The organism is Pseudomonas sp. JUb52, assembly GCF_004341115.1.
Lineage (GTDB): Bacteria > Pseudomonadota > Gammaproteobacteria > Pseudomonadales > Pseudomonadaceae > Chryseomonas > Chryseomonas oryzihabitans.
Genome location: NZ_SLYS01000024.1, coordinates 16342 through 33072, shown reverse-complemented (window position 1 = coordinate 33072; position 16731 = coordinate 16342). Strand labels below are relative to the sequence as shown.

Here is a 16731-nt window from a genome sequence, read left to right as displayed (position 1 = left end):
GGCGTAAAGGAACGACGTTGCTTGGTCATCAGACACCTCTCTATGGCGAGCATTCTCGCCCTAAATGGGTGTCCGGAATCAGTAGACCACTACACCTCCACTCCAGAAGGGCCCTTCCCTTCTCGTCGTCATTGGACGCCAGGGCGGGCCGGAAAAGGCGTAGTCGTGGGTAAAAACGGGGTAAGAAAGCTGTCCAGCTCGATACAACCCCTATGAATCGGCGGGAACCTCTCCTGCGCGTTGCGGCTCCATTTCCCTGAACGTCATCGAAAAGATGCCAAACGGGCGCCTTTTGGCCCCCTTCAGGAGATGTCATGTCCAGCGACAACCAATACGCCATGCAGAACCCCCTCACCCAGTATCCCCAGCCGGAATTTCCCAAGCAGCCCCAGGAGGCTCCGGGTCTGGCCCAGGTCATGGAGCCGCGTCCCGATCATGGCGAGACCAGCTACAAGGGCTTCGGTCGTCTGGCCGGGCGCAAGGCGCTGATCACCGGCGCGGATTCGGGGATCGGTCGGGCTACGGCCATCGCCTATGCCCGGGAGGGTGCCGATCTGGTGCTGAACTACCTGCCCGAGGAAGAGGCCGACGCCCAGGAAGTGGTCAAGCTGGTGGAAGCCGAGGGTCGCAAGGCCGTCTGCGTACCCGGTGATCTGAAGGACGAAGCCTTCTGCACCCAACTGGTCAGCAAGGCCAAGGAGGCCCTGGGCGGTCTGGACATCCTGGTCAACGTGGCCGGCAAGCAGACCGCCGTGCAGGACATCGCCGAGCTGACCACCGAACAGTTCGACGCCACCTACAAGACCAACGTCTACGCCCTATTCTGGCTGTGCAAGGCCGCGCTGCCGCACCTGCCGGCCGGCGCCGCCATCATCAACACCACCTCGATCCAGGCCACCCAGCCGTCGGAATTCCTGCTCGACTACGCCTCGACCAAGGCGGCCATCACCAACTTCACCAAGGCCCTGGCCAAGCAGGTCGCCAGCAAGGGCATCCGTGTCAACGCCGTGGCCCCCGGTCCCTTCTGGACCCCGCTGCAGCCCAGCGGTGGCCAGCCCCAGGAAAAGATTCCCACCTTTGGCGGCGAAACGGTGTTCAAGCGCCCCGGCCAGCCGGCGGAACTGGCGCCCATCTATGTGCTGCTGGCCTCCCAGGAGTCGAGCTATGTAACCGGTGAGGTCTATGGCGCCACCGGAGGCATGGGCTGACGGCCATGGCGGCCTTCGACCCCGCCCGCCAGGACGGCTATGCGCCCCTGGCGGGCTATGCCGCCCTTTCCGACGGTCGTTCGATCGCCCTGGTGGCGCCGGACGGCTCGCTGGACTGGTGGTGCGTGCCGAACATGGATTCCGCCCCGCTGTTCGACCGCCTGCTGGATGCCCCGGCCGGCGGTTTCTTTTCGATTGCCCCGGTGGCCGACTACCGCGTCGAGCGGGCCTACCGGGAAGACAGCAATGTGCTAGAAACCTGTTTCCACACCGTTGATGGCAGCGTGCGTCTGACCGAGTCGCTCAACAGCGGCTCGGCCGGTCGCCTGCCCTGGTGCGAACTGGGGCGCCGGGTGGAAGGCCTCTCCGGACGGGTCGAACTGCGCATCGAACTGGTGCCCGGCACCCAGGGCCAGACCGTCTCGCCCTGGATGCGCAGCACGCCCAATGGCGAGGTCATGCACGTCGACGGGGTCATGGCCACCCTGAGGTATTGCGAGCGGCTGGAGATCCTCCAGTGCGACGACCGCCGACTGGTGGCACGCCTGGTGCTGGAAGCCGGGCAACGCAGCGTCCTGGCGCTGACCGCGACCGAGAACGAACCGCTGGTGGTGCCCTCGCTGGACGAGGTGGACCAGCGCATCGACCGCAGCGACCAGGCCTGGCGCGAGTGGGCTCAGGGTTTTGCCTATCGCGGCGAATTCCTCAGCGAGGTGAAGCGCTCGGCGCTGGCCCTCAAGCTCTTGCTCTACTCCCCCACCGGCGCCATCGTCGCCGCGGCCACCACCTCGCTGCCGGAACGCATCGGCGGCGACAAGAACTACGAATACCGCTATGCCTGGGTGCGCGATGCGGTCTTTACCATCAAGGCCTTCCTGCGCCTGGGTGCCCTCGGCGAGGCCCAGGCGGCGCTGGCCTGGATCCAGAACGTCATCCGCCGCCACGGCAATCGCCTGCACACCTGCTTTACCCTGCAGGGTGAGCTGGCACCGGCAGAGCGCACCATTCCCGTGCCGGGCTATCGCGACTCCCAGCCGGTCCGCGTTGGCAACCGGGCCAGCGCCCAGTGCCAGCTGAGTCTCTATGGCGATCTACTGGAGACCTTTCGCCTCTATGCCAGCAAGGGCCATGTGCTGGATTTCGCCACTTCCAGCCTGCTCACCGACCTGGCCAATCTCTGCGCCGATGGCTGGCGCCAGCCGGATGCCGGCATGTGGGAGCTGCCCGAAGAGCGCCACTACACCCTGTCGAAGCTGGGCTGCTGGTTCGCCCTGGATCGCGCCGTGACCCTGGCCCGCGAGGGGCACATCCCCGACGCCATGTGTGGCCGCTGGGAGCGCGAGCGCGATCGCATCCGCGACTGGGTCAACGAACACTGCTGGAGCGAGCGCAAGCAGGCCTATACCTTCTATGCCGGCACCGAGCGCCTGGACGCCGGCTTGCTGCTCGGTATCCGCTTCGGCTTCGACGGGGGTGAGCGGTCGGTGAGTACCCTGGCGGCTATCCGCCGCGAGCTGGCCCGCGGTCCGCTGGTTTATCGCTACAGCGGCGCCGAACGGGAGGAAGGGGCCTTTCTTGCCTGCTCCTACTGGATGGTCGAGGCGCATGCCGTGCTGGGCGAGGTGGATCAGGCGCGCGAACTGATGCGCGAGGTGCTGGCCGCCAGTCTCAATGGCGTCGGCCTGATGACCGAGATGCGCGATCCCCATGACGGCGCAGCCCTGGGCAACTTTCCCCAGGGCTTGAGTCACCTGGCCATGGTGCATGCGGCGCTGATTCTGGAAGAACCGGAGCCTGAGGCGTGAGCGATCTGGATTTCACCCGCCCGGTGAACGAGGTCGCCCGGCAACTGATCGGCGCCACGCTCAGGGTCGCGGGCGTCGGCGGCCTCATCGTCGAGACCGAAGCCTACGACGGCGAAGACCCGGCCTCCCATAGCTTTTCCGGCCCGACTCCGCGCAACCGCGCCATGTTCGGCCCGCCCGGCCATGCCTATGTCTATCGCTCCTACGGCATCCACTGGTGCTTCAACTTGGTCTGCCGCGAAGCCGGGCATGGCGCCGGCGTGCTGATCCGCGCGCTGGAGCCCCTGTGGGGGCTGGAGGTGATGCGCGAACGCCGGGGCGGCCTGGCCGATCGCCTGCTCTGCGCCGGTCCCGGTCGGCTGTGCCAGGCCCTCGCCATCGACGGCAGTCACGATGGCCTGCCGCTGACCGAGCCGCCCTTCCTGCTGGAGCCGGCGGCTGCCGAGGTGGCGGTGCTCGCGGGCCCGCGCATCGGCATCAGCCGCGCGCGCGAGGTGCCCTGGCGCTTCGGCCTGGCCGGTTCGCGCTATCTGAGTCGTGGCTTTCCTGGCTGAGCACCGCCGCGCGGTGCTGGCGCCGACCGCGGCGCAGATCGACGATCAGGGTCAGGAGGCCGAAGACCAGAATCGCCAGGACGATGCCCAGGCCGAGTAGCTGCTTTTCCATGTTGTCCTCTGATGCTGTCGATGAAGCGTGCTAGGCCGCGTGCGCGGCGGATTCGGCCCGACGCCGCAACGAGCGGCGCAGGATCCAGGTCAGGGCGAGACTCAGGGATGGCCGGCGGTCATCATGCTGAATTCGGACATGCCGCCGATGCCGGCGATGAGGTTGAGCGGCAGGAACACCACGTTGATCAGCGTGAGGTTGCGCAGGGTCAGGTTCATGCTGTTGTTGGCCAGGTTGCCGCGGGCATCCATGAGGCGGGCGAACACCGTGGCGTAGAGGTCGACCTGGCGGCGGCACTGGTCGTTCTCGATGATGAGGTCTTCCAGGCGCGCCCGCAGCGCCTCGCCCAGCTCGCGCCTTTCGGCGATCTGCCGCAGTCGGTCGAGCACCGCGCCGTTGCCCTGCAGGGCGTTGATGTAATGGATCAGGCTCTCGCTGAGATTGAACATCTGCAGCAGGTGCTCGTTGCCCAGGGAGCTGTCGAAGCGCTGCTGCAATTCGCGGCCGACCAGCCTGATGACCTTGAGATGCCCCTGGTAGTGATGGACGCTGCGAAACAGCAGTTCCACCAGCACATCCAGCGGATCGTGCAGCGGCTGCAACGGCCCCTCGCCGGCCAGCAGCGACTGGCCGGCGGAGATGACCACCAGCCGCTCGGGATGCCAGAGCAAGCCGAAGGAAGACACCTCGAAGGCGAAGCGCGCCCCGCCGGCATAGCGTTCCGGACGCTTCCAGATCAGGAAGAGTTCGTCGCCCCGCACTTCCAGGCGCGAGACCTCGTCCGGGTCGAGCGCCGAGGCCAGGCGGTGGCTGTCCAGGGGAAAGGCCTGTTGCAGCCAGACGCGCTCCCGGGCATCCGGATCGCTGCACAGCAGCACCGGCGCCGAGCGGTCGCCCGCCGGCAGCAGGCCACCCTCCCGCAGGGTGAAGGCTTCGATCATGGCGTGCTCCTACCAGCCCTGGCGCCGCTGCTCCAGGCGCCGGACGAAATCCTCCAGCACCCGTCGATAGAGGCTTTCGCCCAGCAGGCCGTCTTCGATGCCGGCGTCCAGATTGGGGTTGTCGTTGACCTCGATGACCACCAGCCGATCCCGATCCTGCTTGAGATCGACGCCATAGAGGCCATCGCCGATCAGGGCGGCGGCCTGCACCGCCAGCTCCACCACCGCGGGAGGCACCGCGGCGATGGCCACCGCCTCGCAGCGCCCTCCGGTACTGCCGGATTCCGCCTTGTGGTTGTAGATCTGCCAGTGACCGGCGGACATGAAGTAGCGACAGGCATAGAGCGGCTCACCGGCGAGCACGCCGATGCGCCAGTCGAATTCGGTGTAGAGGTATTCCTGGGCCAGCAGCAACACCGAGCGCTCGAACAGCTCCGCCGCGGCCTGGCGCAATTCGGCGGCGTCGGCCACCTTGAGCACGCCGCGGGAAAAGCAGCCGTCGGGAATCTTCAGCACCAGCGGATAGCCCAGGCGCTGCCCCACCTCTTCCAGGTCCTGGGGTCGTTCTCGATAGAGGATCTCGGTACGCGGCATGCCCAGGCCGTGCTGGGCCAGCAGGTCGCTGAGAAACACCTTGTTGGTGCAGCGCAGGATGGAGGCGGGATCGTCCAGCACCACCAGGCCTTCGCTCTCGGCCTTGCGGGCGAAGCGATAGGTGTGGTCGTCGACCCGGGTGGTGGCGCGGATGAACAGGGCGTCGTATTCCGCCAGCCGACTGTAGTCCTTGCGCTCGATCAGTTCCACGGCCACCCCCAGGTCACGCCCGGCGGCGACGAAGCCGGCCAGGGCCGCAGCATTGGAGGGCGGCAAGGACTCCTCCGGGTCATGCAGGATGGCCAGGTCGTAGCGCGCCTGGCGCCGCGAGGCCGGTTGCCGCCAGATGCGCCGGTTGAAGGCATCCAGGGCATCGGCGAAGGCGTATTGCTGGGCGTCCTGCAGGCGGTGCAGGGCGCCGCTCTTGATCCCGGCGATGTGCCAGTGGCGACTGTGGCGCAACTCCACCTGCAGGATCGGGCACGGGAAGGCGTCGAACAGGTGCCTGGCCAGCGCCTGCAGCGGCGCGAATTCGGTGCGGCCGAAATAGAGGTTGAGGGTGAAGCCCTCGGTGGCGCCCAGCGGATGCTCGGCCAGCGCCTGGTCCACCAGGGCGTCGAGGTCTTCCAACAGCAGGCCGTAGAGCGCCTTGCGATTGAGTTCGCTCAGGGTCCGCACCGAGGGGATGACGCGATGACCGCGCGCCTCCGCCAGCAGCGAGCAATAGTAGCCGTGGCCCAGGTAGCGGTAGTTGCGACAGAGGTTGAGCACCTGGATGCGGCCACCGCCCGCGGTGAGACGGCGGTCTTCCAGATACTCCTGGGCCGTGACGATGCTTTCGCTGGGCAGGTAGTCCGACCAGTCTTCCTTGCGCTCGACGATGATCAGCAGGGTGCTGCTGGCCGGCAGGTGCAGCACGGGTTCGGGACGGGGAACGGGGGTGGCGACGGGCAGGCGGGCTTGAATCGCGACCATGATGCGAACCGGGCTCTGGCGAAAGGGGTGTCCAGCAATACGCCTTCCGCCGGCGGCTGTCCCGCGCCGTTACGCAGGCTTTATGCCGCGGCGGCGGAGTTGACCGAGACTTTGCGCCGGGCACGTCGTTCGGCGGTTGGCTAAGCTTTGCGAACGTCCTGCCCTGGAGTCCTCATGAAGCCCCGTCAGCTGCTGCCGATCGTCCTGCTGTGTCCCCTCCTCGCCCAGGCCAGCCTGCGCTGTGGCCAGAGTCTCGTCGAGGAAGGCGACAGCGTCGACCAGGTCCTCGCCGCCTGTGGCGCTCCGGCCGAGCGCAAGATCAATCCGCCGGCACTGCGCAACAACAACGTGCCCAAATTCAATGCCGCCGAGACCCAGTTCTGGACCTATGCCCCGGAGAACGGTGCCTCGCGTCACCTCAAGTTCATCGACGGCAAGCTGGTGGAGATCAGGGTGGAGCGTTAGTGGGCGGGAGCTTCCCTCACCCCAACCCTCTCCCAGAGGGAGAGGGGAAAAGCAGCAGCCCCGGCGTAGGGGCGGAGCGGCTTCTGCGTAGGTTGGGTTGAGCGCAGCGAAGCCCAACGGTTGCCAGGTGAGCCTCTCTCTCGGTTAGCAGGCGGGAGCTTCCCTCACCCCAACCCTCTCCCCGAGGGAGAGGGGGAAAAGCAGCGGCTCAGGCGTAGGTTGGGTTGAGCGCAGCGAAGCCCAACAGGTGCCAGGCGAGCCTTTCCATCGCGCCGGCAAAAAAGAACCGCCCGAGGGCGGTTCAAGCGGAGCACGACCTGAGGGCCGTGGTTAGAACTTGGCTTCCAGGTCCAGCTGCAGGGTCTTCACATCGGCATCGGTGCGGAAGCGGCTGGCGGTGTCGGACTCGGCGAGGAAATAGGTCAGGCCGACGCCGAAGTTCTTGTCGATGTCGTAGCCGAGCTTGAGCTTGTGGCCGCGGGCGCCGGTCGAGCCGTTGCCGAAGTCGGAGTCGGTGAAGGCGCCCACCACGGCGTTGCGCTGGACATCGCGGTAGTTGTATTCCAGGCCGACCCGCTGCATCAGCTTGGTCTTGGCGCCCACCAGCCAGGCGGTGTCCTCGCCGTCGTCGGCCTTGTCGTTGACCACGTACTGACCATAGAAGGACAGCGGCACCCACAGCTTGGTCAGGTCCAGCTGGGCGAAGCCCTCGTAGAGCTGGAAGCGGTCGGTGGTGTTGCCATTCACCGCCAGGGCGCAGGGCGAGGTGACCGAACCGGTGGTCGGGCAGGTGCTGTCCTGGTCCTTGTCGTAGGCGTAGACGCTGCCGCCGACCATCAGCTTGGCGGCGTCACCAAGGTTAAAGCGACTGCCCAGCTGGCCGGCGTAGAGGCGCAGGTCATGCTTGAACTCGTAACCCTCGCCGTCGACGTTGTCCTTGAGCACGTAGTAGCCGGTGCTGCCGAACAGCTCGGCGCCGCCGCCCAGGTCGTATTTGTAGGTGCCGGCCAGGCCTTCGGGGTTGATGTCGGCGTCCCAGATGACGTCGCCGGTGCTGACCCACTGCTGGCCCATCTTGCCGCCCACCAGGTGCAGATTCGGCAGCGCCGTGGGGTGGTAGTCGATGTAGGCCTGATCCAGCCAGAGCTGCTTCTTGTTGAAGTAGCCGTTGAGGTCCTGGTTGGTGGAGCGGGCATCGTCGCCGCCGCCGGTGGCGATGCGGATGCCGGTGTCCACCTGCGGATTGATCTCGCTGTAGGCGCCCAGTCGCGCCCGGATGCGCTGGCGGTCGCGATCGCGACCGTTGTCCGGCTCGCCGCTGATGTCGATGCTCTCGTGGCGCACCCGCACATCGCCCTTGATCTGGGTCTTGGCGGCCCAGGCCAGTTTCTTCTCGAAGTCGGAGGTCTTCTGCTGCTGGGCGACCTGGGCGGCGCGCGCCTGCTGCTCCTGCTGCAGGTCGCCACGCAATTCGGCGTACTGGGCGGGGGTGATGGAGCCGTTGGCCTTGAGCATGTCGAGCAGCTTCTCATCGACAGCGGCACTCGCGGTGGCCGAGCAGGTGGCCAGGAGCACGCCCGAGAACAGCGCCGTGAATCGATAAGGGTTAACAGACATCGGCAGATCTCCTTTCAAGACAATCCAGGGGTGTTGGCTGGCAGTGCAGCCCGTCACGAAGCTGGCTCAGTCTCGGCAGAAGAGATGTCGTTTTGCCTTCAATAAAGTAAAACTTTTAATACAAGCCTTTGAAATTAAATGAAAATTTCACGGTAACGCCATGCGTTGCGAGCTTGGCAAAAGTCTTTCTCGGACGTGAAGACAATGTTCTCCGCCGAGAAACCAGGCGACCGCCCTGCCCCGCCCCTTTCCGCTCGCCCATGAAAAAGGCCACTCCGGGGAGTGGCCTTGCCGAGAGCCGGCGAAATCCTCAGCCGAAGCGACCGGTGATGTAGTCCTCGGTCTGCTTCTTGTCCGGCTTGGTGAAGATCTTGTCGGTCTTGTCCACTTCGATCAGCTCGCCCAGGTACATGAAGGCGGTGACGTCGGAGCAACGCGCCGCCTGCTGCATGTTGTGGGTGACGATGACCACGGTGAACTCCTGCTTGAGTTCGGCCAGCAGCTGTTCGATGCGCGCGGTGGAGATGGGGTCCAGCGCCGAGGTCGGCTCGTCCAGCAGCAGCACCCGCGGACGCAGGGCGATGGTACGGGCGATGCACAGGCGCTGCTGCTGACCGCCGGAGAGACCCAGGGCGCTCTGGTTGAGCTTGTCCTTGACCTCGTCCCACAGCGCCGCGCCGCGCAGGGCCTGCTCGACGCGATCCTGCAGCTCGACGCGGGACAGCCGCTCGTGGTGGCGGATGCCGTAGGCGACGTTGTCGGCGATGGACATCGGGAAGGGCACCGGCTTCTGGAACACCATGCCGATGGTGCTGCGCAGGCGGCTCAGCGAGTACTTGGGATCGAGGATGTTTTCCCCGTCCATGAGGATCTCGCCGGTCGCTTCCAGCCCCGGGTATTCCGAGTAGATGCGGTTGAAGATGCGCAGCAGCGTGGACTTGCCGCATCCGGACGGGCCGATGATGGCGGTGATCTGCTTGGCCGCGATGTCCAGGTTGATCGACTTGAGCGCCTGGTGGCCCTTGTAACGGAAGCCGACGTCGCGCGCCTGCAGTTCCGGTATCTGCGTCTGCATGGTAGTCACTTGGAATCCCGGTTACGAAAGAAGAAGCGAGAGGAGAGGTTCAGGAGCAGCACGAACAGCGTCAGCAGCAGGGCGCCGGCCCAGGCCAGGTGCTGCCAGTTTTCGAACGGACTCATGGCGAACTGGAAGATGGTCACCGGTACGGTGGCCATGGGCTTGAGCACGTCGGCGTTCCAGTACTGGTTGCCGAAGGCGGTGAACAGCAGCGGTGCGGTCTCGCCGGTGATGCGGGCGATGGACAGCAGCACCCCGGTCACCACGCCGGCGCGGGAGGCACGCAAGAGGATCTGCAGGGTCACCTTCCACTGGGGGATGCCCAGGGCCAGGGCCGCTTCGCGCATGGCCGGCGGCTGCAGCTGCATCATCTCGTCGGTGGTACGGGTCACCACCGGCACCACCAGCATGGCCAGCGCCAGGGAGCCGGCGAACCCGGAGAAGCCCAGGCTGCCGCCGGAGTACTGGTTCAGGGTCACCACCACGGCGGTGTAGATGAACAGGCCGATGACGATGGACGGCGCCGACAGGAGGATGTCGTTGACGAAGCGCACCACCAGACCCAGCTTGGAGTGGCGGGCGTATTCGGCCAGCCAGAGTCCGGCGAGGATGCCGATGGGTGCGCCGATGGCGGTGGCCAGCAGGGTGATCAGCACGCTGCCGAACAGGGCGTTGGCCAGACCGCCGTCGGCGGCGCCGGGCGGCGGCGTCATCTCGACGAAGATGGCCGGGCTCAGGGCGCTGACGCCCTTGATCAGGGTGGTGCCGAGGATCCAGGCCAGGAAACCCAGGCCGAGCACGGCGGCGGCGCTGCCGAAGATCAGCGCGATGCCGTTCTTGATCCGCCGCTTGCGATAGAGATAGGCGTCGATGTGCATCAGTTACCTGCCTTGCGCGACAGTTGCGTCAGCATCAGCCGTGCCGCCAGCAGCACGAAGAAGGTCACCACGAACAGCAAAAAGCCCAGGGCGATTAGCGAAGAGCGGTGCAGATCGGTGTAGGCCTCGTTGAATTCGTTGGCGATCACCGAGGCGATGGAGCTGCTCGGCATCATCAGCGAGAGGGAGAACTGGTGGGCGTTGCCCAGGACGAAGGTCACCGCCATGGTCTCGCCCAGGGCACGGCCCAGGCCGAGGAAGGCGCCGCCGACCACCGCCGAGCGGGTGTAGGGCAGCACGATGTCCCAGCAGACTTCCCAGGTGGTGGACCCCAGCGCATAGGCCGATTCCTTGAGCTGGGCCGGCACGCTGCGAAACACCTCGTACATCACCGAGGTGATGAAGGGCAGGATCATGATCGCCAGGATGATGCCGGCGGTCAGCATGCCGATGCCCAGCGGCGGCCCCTGGAACAGCACGCCGATCACCGGGATGGCGCCGAGGTAGTCGTTGATGAAGGGCGAGATGTGCGCGGCCATGAAGGGACCGAAGACGAACAGGCCCCACATGCCGTAGATGATCGACGGGATACCGGCCAGCAGTTCCACCGCCGTGGCCACCGGACCGCGCAGCCAGGTGGGAGCGATCTCGGAGAGGAACAGGGCGATGCCGAAGGCGGTGGGCACGGCCAGCAGCAGGGCGATAAAGGAGGTCATCAGGGTGCCGTAGATGGGCACCAGGGCGCCGAACTTCTCGGCCCCGACATCCCATTCGGCCGAGGTGATGAAGTCCAGGCCAAAGGTCATGAAGGCGTGGCGACCGCCCCAGAGGGTGGACGCGGCGGCGCCGACCAGTACCAGCAGTACCAGCAGCGCGGCGGAAAACAGCAGCCGGCGGAACCAGACATCGGCGCGGGTATCCCGGCGGATGCGCTGTTCCTGAGCGGCGGAGAGGGGCAGGGTCTGGTCGGTCATGGAGCTTTCCGTCTACCTGGAAGGACGCGCGAAACCGCCTGGACCCCAGGGGATCCAGGCGGCGGGACAGTCGTGCTTACTTCTTGAAGTCGGACGCCCAGTAGCCTTCGATCTGCTTGACCAGGGTGTCCGGGACCGGGACGTAATCCAGGGCCGCGGCATCCTTCTGGCCATGCTCCAGGGACCACTTGAAGAAGTCGAAGGCGACCTTGCTGCGCTCTTCGTTCTTGGGTTCCTTGTACATCACGATCCAGGTGGTGGCGGTGATCGGCCAGGCGTCGGCGCCCGGGGCGTTGGTCATCAGCAGGTTGAAGTCCTTGGCGCTCTTCCAGTCGGCGGTGGCGGCGGCGGCCTGGAAGCTCTTGGCTTCGGGCTGCACGAAGTTGCCGGCGGCGTTCTTCAGCTGCACATGGGTCATCTTGTTGGTCAGCGCATAGGCGTACTCGACGTAGCCGATGGAGCCCTTGATCTGCTTCACGTAGGCGGCGATACCCTCGTTACCCTTGCCACCCACACCGACCGGCCAGTTGACGGTGGTGCCGAAGTTGAACTTCTCCTTCCACTCCGGGCTGACCTTGGCCAGGTAGTTGGTGAAGTTGTAGGAGGTGCCGGAGCCGTCGGAACGACGCACCACGGTGATGGCGCCCTCAGGCAGCTTCATGCCGGGGTTCAGCGCGGCGATGGCCGGGTCGTTCCAGGTCTTGATCTCGCCCATGAAGATCTTGGCCATGGTCGGGCCGTCGAGCTTCAGCTTGCCGGGCTCGATGCCTTCCACGTTGATCACCGGCACGATGCCGCCGATGATGGTCGGGAACTGGCCCAGACCGCCCTTCTGCAGGTCGTCGGTGCTCATGGGGGCGTCGGTGGCGCCGAAGTCCACGGTGCCGGCCTTGATCTGGGCGATACCGCCGCCGGAGCCGATGGACTGGTAGTTGATACGGTTGCCAGTCTTCTCGCTGAAGCCTTGCGACCACTTCGACAGAACGGGGAAGACGAAGCTCGAGCCGGCGCCCGTGACATCCACGGCGTGAGCGGCGGTGCTCAGGCAAAAGGCCGACAACAACAGAGAGAGGCTGAACGTGCGTTTCATGGTGGCTCCATTACCTAGTGAGGGCTGGCGCTAGGCTATTGCCGAAATGTGACAATTAAGTGTCAGCGGCATGACGAAACGGGGACGGCAGAGCGCCATCATGGGCGACGGGCTGGCGCTCGGCCTCGCGACCAGCGAAGGCACGCTTCCCGCCCTGCTCGGCGGGAGCAAGCGACCTCCGGGCATCCCTGGGCGACGTCCGCGCAGGGCACCGGTAGCCGCTAGCCTTCTCTCACAGCATCCTGTGCCGAGCCCCCAATCCAGTAAGAGCGCGCCCTGCAGAGGATTCATCGGCGCTTTTGGAGGACTCGACGGCAGAAGATTTAGCCAAGGCTATATATATTAGAACTATCTACAAGATAGACTTTCTCTATCCGGATGGGTAAGGTGGCGGCCTCTTTGGGGAGTAGCCTGCTTCCACCGCGGTGGAAAGCGTCCTGATCAACATACTCGGCAACCGCCGTGGTCAGGACAGCCAGTCAGGGTTGGCGAGACCAGAGGCATCACCGCGCCACGCCGGGCGTGCGGGGATGTCTTGTGGATCGAGCCCGGCCGGCGCTGTCACGATGAACCCCGCTTCCCTGATGTTTCTGGCCTTCGCCATGTCCACCGATGCCTTCGCCGCCGCGGTCGGCAAGGGTGCCAGCCTGCACAAGCCCTGCCTGCGCGAAGCCCTGCGCACCGGCGCCATCTTTGGCGTCATCGAAGCCATCACCCCGGTGATCGGCTGGGCCGTCGGCCTCACCGCCGCCCAGTACGTCCAGCCCTGGGATCACTGGATCGCCTTCACCCTGCTCACCGTGCTCGGCCTGCGCATGATCTGGGCCGGCTTCGGCGCGCCCGAGGCCGAGGAAGAAAAGCCCCGCCAGCATTCCTTCATGCTGCTGGCCCTGACCGCCGTGGCCACCAGCATCGATGCCCTCGCCGTGGGCGTGGGCCTGGCCTTCATCGACGTCAACATCATCACCGCCGCCCTGGCCATCGGCCTCGCCACCATGATCATGGTCACCACCGGGGTGATGCTGGGCCGGGTGATGGGCAATCTGGTCGGCAAGCGCGCGGAGATGCTCGGTGGCGTGGTGCTGATCGTGATCGGCGCGGCCATCCTGCATGAACACCTGGCCGCCGTTGCCAGCTGATGGCTCGCCTCTGGCGTAGCGCCCTCCTCGTCCTGGCCGCCCTGCTGCTGGCCGCCTTGGGCTTTCTCGCCTGGCAGCGCTTCTGGCCGGCCCAGGCCGCTCCTGGCTGGCGCTACGAAGTGGCCCATGCCGACATCGCCAAGGCCAGCGCCCTGGCCTGGCAGGGCGATGCCCTGCTCACCGCGGAAGAACTCAAGGATGGCAAGGGCCGGCTGCTGCGCATCGATGCCCAGGGCCGGCGCAGCGTGCTCAGCGAGGGGCTGTACAAGCCCGACGGCCTGGTGCCCTACCAGGACGGCTTCGCCTACAGCCAGGAAGGCGGCACCCATCCCATCCGCTGGTTCGACGCCGCCGGCAGTCGCGATCTCTTCACCGGTATCAAAGCCCAGGGCCTCTGGGCCGAAGGCAAGCGGCTCTATGCCGTGGAAGACCGCAAGGGGGCCGGACGCCTGCTGCGCTACGATGCCGCCGATGGCAGCCTGACCGTGCTGCGCGACCACCTTGACGAGGCGGAGTCCTTTACCCGCTGCCCGGACGGCAGTGCCTTCTATACCGAGAAATCCCGCGGCCTGGTGCGTCAGCTGAGCGACGATGGCCGGGATCCGCCGGCGCTGCGCGATCTGCGCGAGCCGAGCTTTCTGCTCTGCGACCGCCGCGGCCTGTGGATCAGCGAAGACTCGACCCACCGCGCCCGCCTGCTGCTCTGGGATCGCCAGTCGGCCCCGCGCGCCATCCTGACCTTCCTGCGCGCGCCCCAGGCCTTGCTGCCACGGGGCGACGGCTATCTGCTGGCCGAAGGCGGTCGCGACCGGATCATCGCCCTCGAACCGCGTTAAAGCATGCGCTTCAGGGTGTCGTCCTTGCGCACCAGGTGATGCCAGAGCGCGGCCAGCAGGTGCAGGCCGATCACCCAGTAGAAGGCCTTGCCGAGCCAGAGGTGCACGCCCTTGAGCGTCTTCGCCAGTGCCGGGTCCACCGGGAAGGGCGAAGGCAGCGCCCAGGTGCTGGACGGGATCTTGACCGCGCCGATGGTCAGCCAGACGGTGAACAGCCCGAGCAGCGGCTGGGCCAGCAGAAAGGCATAGAGCCCATAGTGGGTCAGTCGGCCGACGGTCTCCAGGCTCCGCGCCAGCGGCGGCGTGATCGGCGGTACCGGATGGCGGTGGCGCACCAGCAGCCGCGGCAAGACCAGCGCCAGGACCAGCAGGCCCACCCAGAAATGGCTGAGCGTCACCCACTGGCGCTCCAGGGAGCCCCGCTCGAACTGCCCGCGGTTGAGGATCAGCATATAGGCCAGCAATACCAGCAGGGCCATGAGCCAGTGCAGCAGCCGGGCGCTGCGCGCATAGCGGGAGACAGAGGAAGCGGAAGGCATGACGGGATCCTGCGACTGAGATGAAGAGGCGCCGGCAGTGTAGCGGCGCCTCGGAGCCAAGGGTAAGACGGCCGCGGCGCTAACCACAGGGCGCCGCCGTGGTATCCAGCAGCAGGGTGCTCAGCTGTTGCGGCGGCTGGTGCACCAGGCCGGTGGGCGATTCGCAGACACGCTGCACGAAATTGTCGCTGAACAGCAGCTTGCCATGGACGAAGTATTCGTCGGGGCGGCGATTGGGATTGTCGATGCGGGTCCCCAGCCGCTCCGCCAGCCAGCTGCCGGCCTCGTAGTGGCTGATCCAGCGCTCGCCCTGCAACTCGGTCAGGGGTTGGGGCGGTGCGTCCCGCGCCACCACGATCACCGGCACGTCGCTGACCTCGGGCACCAGATCGTTGTGCCCCCAGTGACCGCCCTCCCCCAGCCGCTGGCCATGGTCGCCGGTGATGATCAGATAGCGCTCGCCGTCCAGGCGGTCGAAGTCGGCGAGGATCTCAGCGAGCAGGCCGTCGAGATAGTGCAGGGAATTGTCATAGGCATTGGCCTGGCCCTCGGCCCCGCTATCCGGCCAGGGCGCCGGGGTGCGCTCGTGGCGATAGTTCTGCGCATAGGGCAGGTGCGCGGTGCGCAGGTTGAGCACCACGAAGTTGCGCGGCGCCCACCGCTGTTCGTCGAGGATCTCCAGCAGGGCACGGTCCTGGCGTTGCAGGAAGCGCAGCGGATGGTCCTCGCGGGTGATGGCGACGTCCAGGTAGCGACTGCCCAGGTGCGCCAGCAACTTGGATTCCTGGGACGACAGCCAGTGGGTGCGAAAGCCGGCGGCCTGGGCGAAGCGGAACAGATTGATCTCGCCACTGCGCAGCCGCTGATCCTGGCCCGGTTCGCGGATCGGATTGAGCAGGTAGGGCAAACTCACGTCGGTAGCCACTCCCGCCGCCACCCCAGGCCGGATCAGCGCCTGGGGATTGTCCGCCAGATAGGCCGATAGTTTAGGGGTGGTATTACGAGAATAGCCAAAGGCCCCCAGCCGATCGCTGCGCAGGGAATCGGCCACCACCAGCCAGACGTGCCGCGCACTGCTGGGCACCTGGATCAGTCCATAGGGGGCATAGGCGGTGGGCGGCAGGACGACGTCGTCACGCCCGGCCAGACGCACCGCCCAGGCGGAAAAGGCGTTGAGGCTGTTGTGCAAGCCGCTGCGCGCGGGGCTGGGCACGAAGGCATCGAGGTTGCGATAGGTGGCGCGATAGGGTTTGGACAGCAGCACCGCAGCGATCAGGATCAGCGCCCAGCGACTGGCCGGCAGCGGCACCCGGCCGGCCAGCTGGAGATGCAGGGCGATCAGCAGTCCATAGGGCAGCCCCACGCACAGCAGCACCGGCCAGTGTTCGGGCAGACTGGGCCACAGCGTCTGGCGCACCTCCGCGGTGTCGCCCAGCAGGGCCTGGATGTCGATGGCGCTAAGTGGCTCGCCGAAGAAACTCAGGTTGCCCAGCTGCAGCAGCTGCATCAGGGCGAACCCCAGCAGGATGGCCGCGGCCAGGCGCGGCAGGTTGCTCAGCCAGAGCGCCAGGCTGAACACCCAGAGCGCGGCCACATAACCCGCTTCCAGCTCGGCGCGGTTGTTTGCCGTGAAGCCTTGCTGCAGGAAGTCGTCGGCCAGCAACAGCAGGCAACTCAGACTGCTCAGGAGCAGCAGATTGCGCCAGGGTCGCCAGCCCGAGGCGCGGGGGCGGGAGAAGGCTGCGAGCAGCATCAGGGCGCCCGGCGCCTGCGCGAAGGGAGACTGGGGAAGGCGATCATGAGCGGGCTCCGGCGACAGGGAGCCGCTACCCTGAGGGGCGAACCTTAATGAATTCTTAGCGGCTCATGCCCGGTAACAGATGACCAAGGGGTCAGCTGACTGCCCGATCCGCTTGACCCTGAAGT

The 16731-nt window shown here is 66.2% G+C and carries 15 protein-coding genes and 1 riboswitch; of the genes, 6 read left to right on the top strand and 9 right to left on the bottom strand.

The features are described from left to right. The first annotated feature begins 314 nt into the window (after positions 1-314). Genes EC839_RS23445 through EC839_RS23435 form a run of 3 tightly spaced genes read left to right on the top strand, consistent with a single transcriptional unit; the run spans position 315 to position 3567 of the window. Positions 315-1208, top strand: a complete 894-nt coding sequence (locus tag EC839_RS23445) for an SDR family oxidoreductase (RefSeq protein WP_007160746.1) — start codon at positions 315-317, stop codon at positions 1206-1208. 5 nt (positions 1209-1213) lie between these two features. Continuing rightward, on the top strand, positions 1214-3013 hold the full coding sequence (locus tag EC839_RS23440; protein ID WP_007160745.1) for a glycoside hydrolase family 15 protein: 1800 nt from the start codon (positions 1214-1216) through the stop codon (positions 3011-3013). Next, positions 3010-3567, top strand: coding sequence for a DNA-3-methyladenine glycosylase (locus EC839_RS23435; RefSeq protein ID WP_007160744.1), 558 nt, complete (start codon positions 3010-3012; stop codon positions 3565-3567). Before EC839_RS23440 ends, EC839_RS23435 begins: the two co-directional genes overlap by 4 nt. Before the next feature lie 213 nt (positions 3568-3780). On the opposite strand, the gene EC839_RS23430 is transcribed toward EC839_RS23435, so the two are convergent. Both EC839_RS23430 and EC839_RS23425 read right to left on the bottom strand, forming a co-directional pair. Then, positions 3781-4620 carry a magnesium transporter CorA family protein gene (locus tag EC839_RS23430; RefSeq protein WP_132833196.1) on the bottom strand — a complete coding sequence of 280 codons (840 nt, stop codon included), beginning with the start codon at positions 4618-4620 and terminating at the stop codon, positions 3781-3783. A 9-nt stretch (positions 4621-4629) separates the two neighbouring features. Continuing rightward, a complete protein-coding gene (locus EC839_RS23425) occupies positions 4630-6189 on the bottom strand; it encodes a RimK family alpha-L-glutamate ligase (protein WP_007160741.1) in 1560 nt (519 codons plus the stop codon). 174 nt (positions 6190-6363) lie between these two features. Between EC839_RS23425 and EC839_RS23420 the strand changes: the two genes are divergently transcribed. Then, entirely contained in the window at positions 6364-6654 is a 291-nt protein-coding gene (locus EC839_RS23420; RefSeq protein WP_007160740.1) for a DUF2845 domain-containing protein, read from the top strand. Between the two features lie 330 nt (positions 6655-6984). Here EC839_RS23420 and EC839_RS23415 read toward each other — a convergent pair whose 3' ends face one another. The 5 genes from EC839_RS23415 to pstS form a co-directional block, all read right to left on the bottom strand. Further along, positions 6985-8271, bottom strand: coding sequence for a putative porin (locus EC839_RS23415; protein WP_007160739.1), 1287 nt, complete (start codon positions 8269-8271; stop codon positions 6985-6987). Positions 8272-8581: 310 nt separating this feature from the next. Further along, positions 8582-9346 (bottom strand): phosphate ABC transporter ATP-binding protein PstB, encoded by a 765-nt coding sequence (pstB, locus tag EC839_RS23410; protein ID WP_017638707.1) that lies wholly within the window; start codon positions 9344-9346, stop codon positions 8582-8584. 5 nt (positions 9347-9351) lie between these two features. Then, positions 9352-10227: a phosphate ABC transporter permease PstA gene (gene pstA / locus EC839_RS23405; RefSeq protein WP_007160737.1), complete on the bottom strand. Its 876-nt coding sequence runs from the start codon at positions 10225-10227 to the stop codon at positions 9352-9354. Beyond that, a complete protein-coding gene (pstC, locus tag EC839_RS23400; protein WP_007160736.1) occupies positions 10227-11201 on the bottom strand; it encodes a phosphate ABC transporter permease subunit PstC in 975 nt (324 codons plus the stop codon). The genes pstA and pstC overlap by 1 nt, the downstream gene beginning before the upstream one ends. 76 nt (positions 11202-11277) lie before the next feature. Then, a complete protein-coding gene (gene pstS / locus EC839_RS23395; RefSeq protein WP_007160735.1) occupies positions 11278-12291 on the bottom strand; it encodes a phosphate ABC transporter substrate-binding protein PstS in 1014 nt (337 codons plus the stop codon). Between the two features lie 394 nt (positions 12292-12685). Continuing rightward, positions 12686-12852, top strand: a riboswitch (yybP-ykoY riboswitch). Between the two features lie 5 nt (positions 12853-12857). On the opposite strand from pstS, the gene mntP reads away from it, so the two are divergent. Both mntP and EC839_RS23385 read left to right on the top strand, forming a co-directional pair. Beyond that, complete coding sequence (gene mntP / locus EC839_RS23390; protein ID WP_007160734.1) at positions 12858-13430, top strand: manganese efflux pump MntP; 573 nt, start codon at positions 12858-12860, stop codon at positions 13428-13430. After that, entirely contained in the window at positions 13430-14266 is an 837-nt protein-coding gene (locus EC839_RS23385; RefSeq protein ID WP_007160733.1) for a hypothetical protein, read from the top strand. The genes mntP and EC839_RS23385 overlap by 1 nt, the downstream gene beginning before the upstream one ends. On the opposite strand, the gene EC839_RS23380 is transcribed toward EC839_RS23385, so the two are convergent. Together EC839_RS23380 and EC839_RS23375 are read right to left on the bottom strand one after the other, a co-directional pair. Continuing rightward, positions 14263-14805 carry a cytochrome b gene (locus EC839_RS23380; protein WP_007160732.1) on the bottom strand — a complete coding sequence of 181 codons (543 nt, stop codon included), beginning with the start codon at positions 14803-14805 and terminating at the stop codon, positions 14263-14265. The two genes, EC839_RS23385 and EC839_RS23380, sit on opposite strands and share 4 nt — an antisense overlap. A 79-nt stretch (positions 14806-14884) precedes the next feature. Next, the gene (locus EC839_RS23375) at positions 14885-16558 is read right to left on the bottom strand and encodes a phosphoethanolamine transferase (RefSeq protein ID WP_007160731.1); all 1674 of its coding nucleotides are present in this window, start codon (positions 16556-16558) and stop codon (positions 14885-14887) included. Positions 16559-16731: the final 173 nt, after the last annotated feature.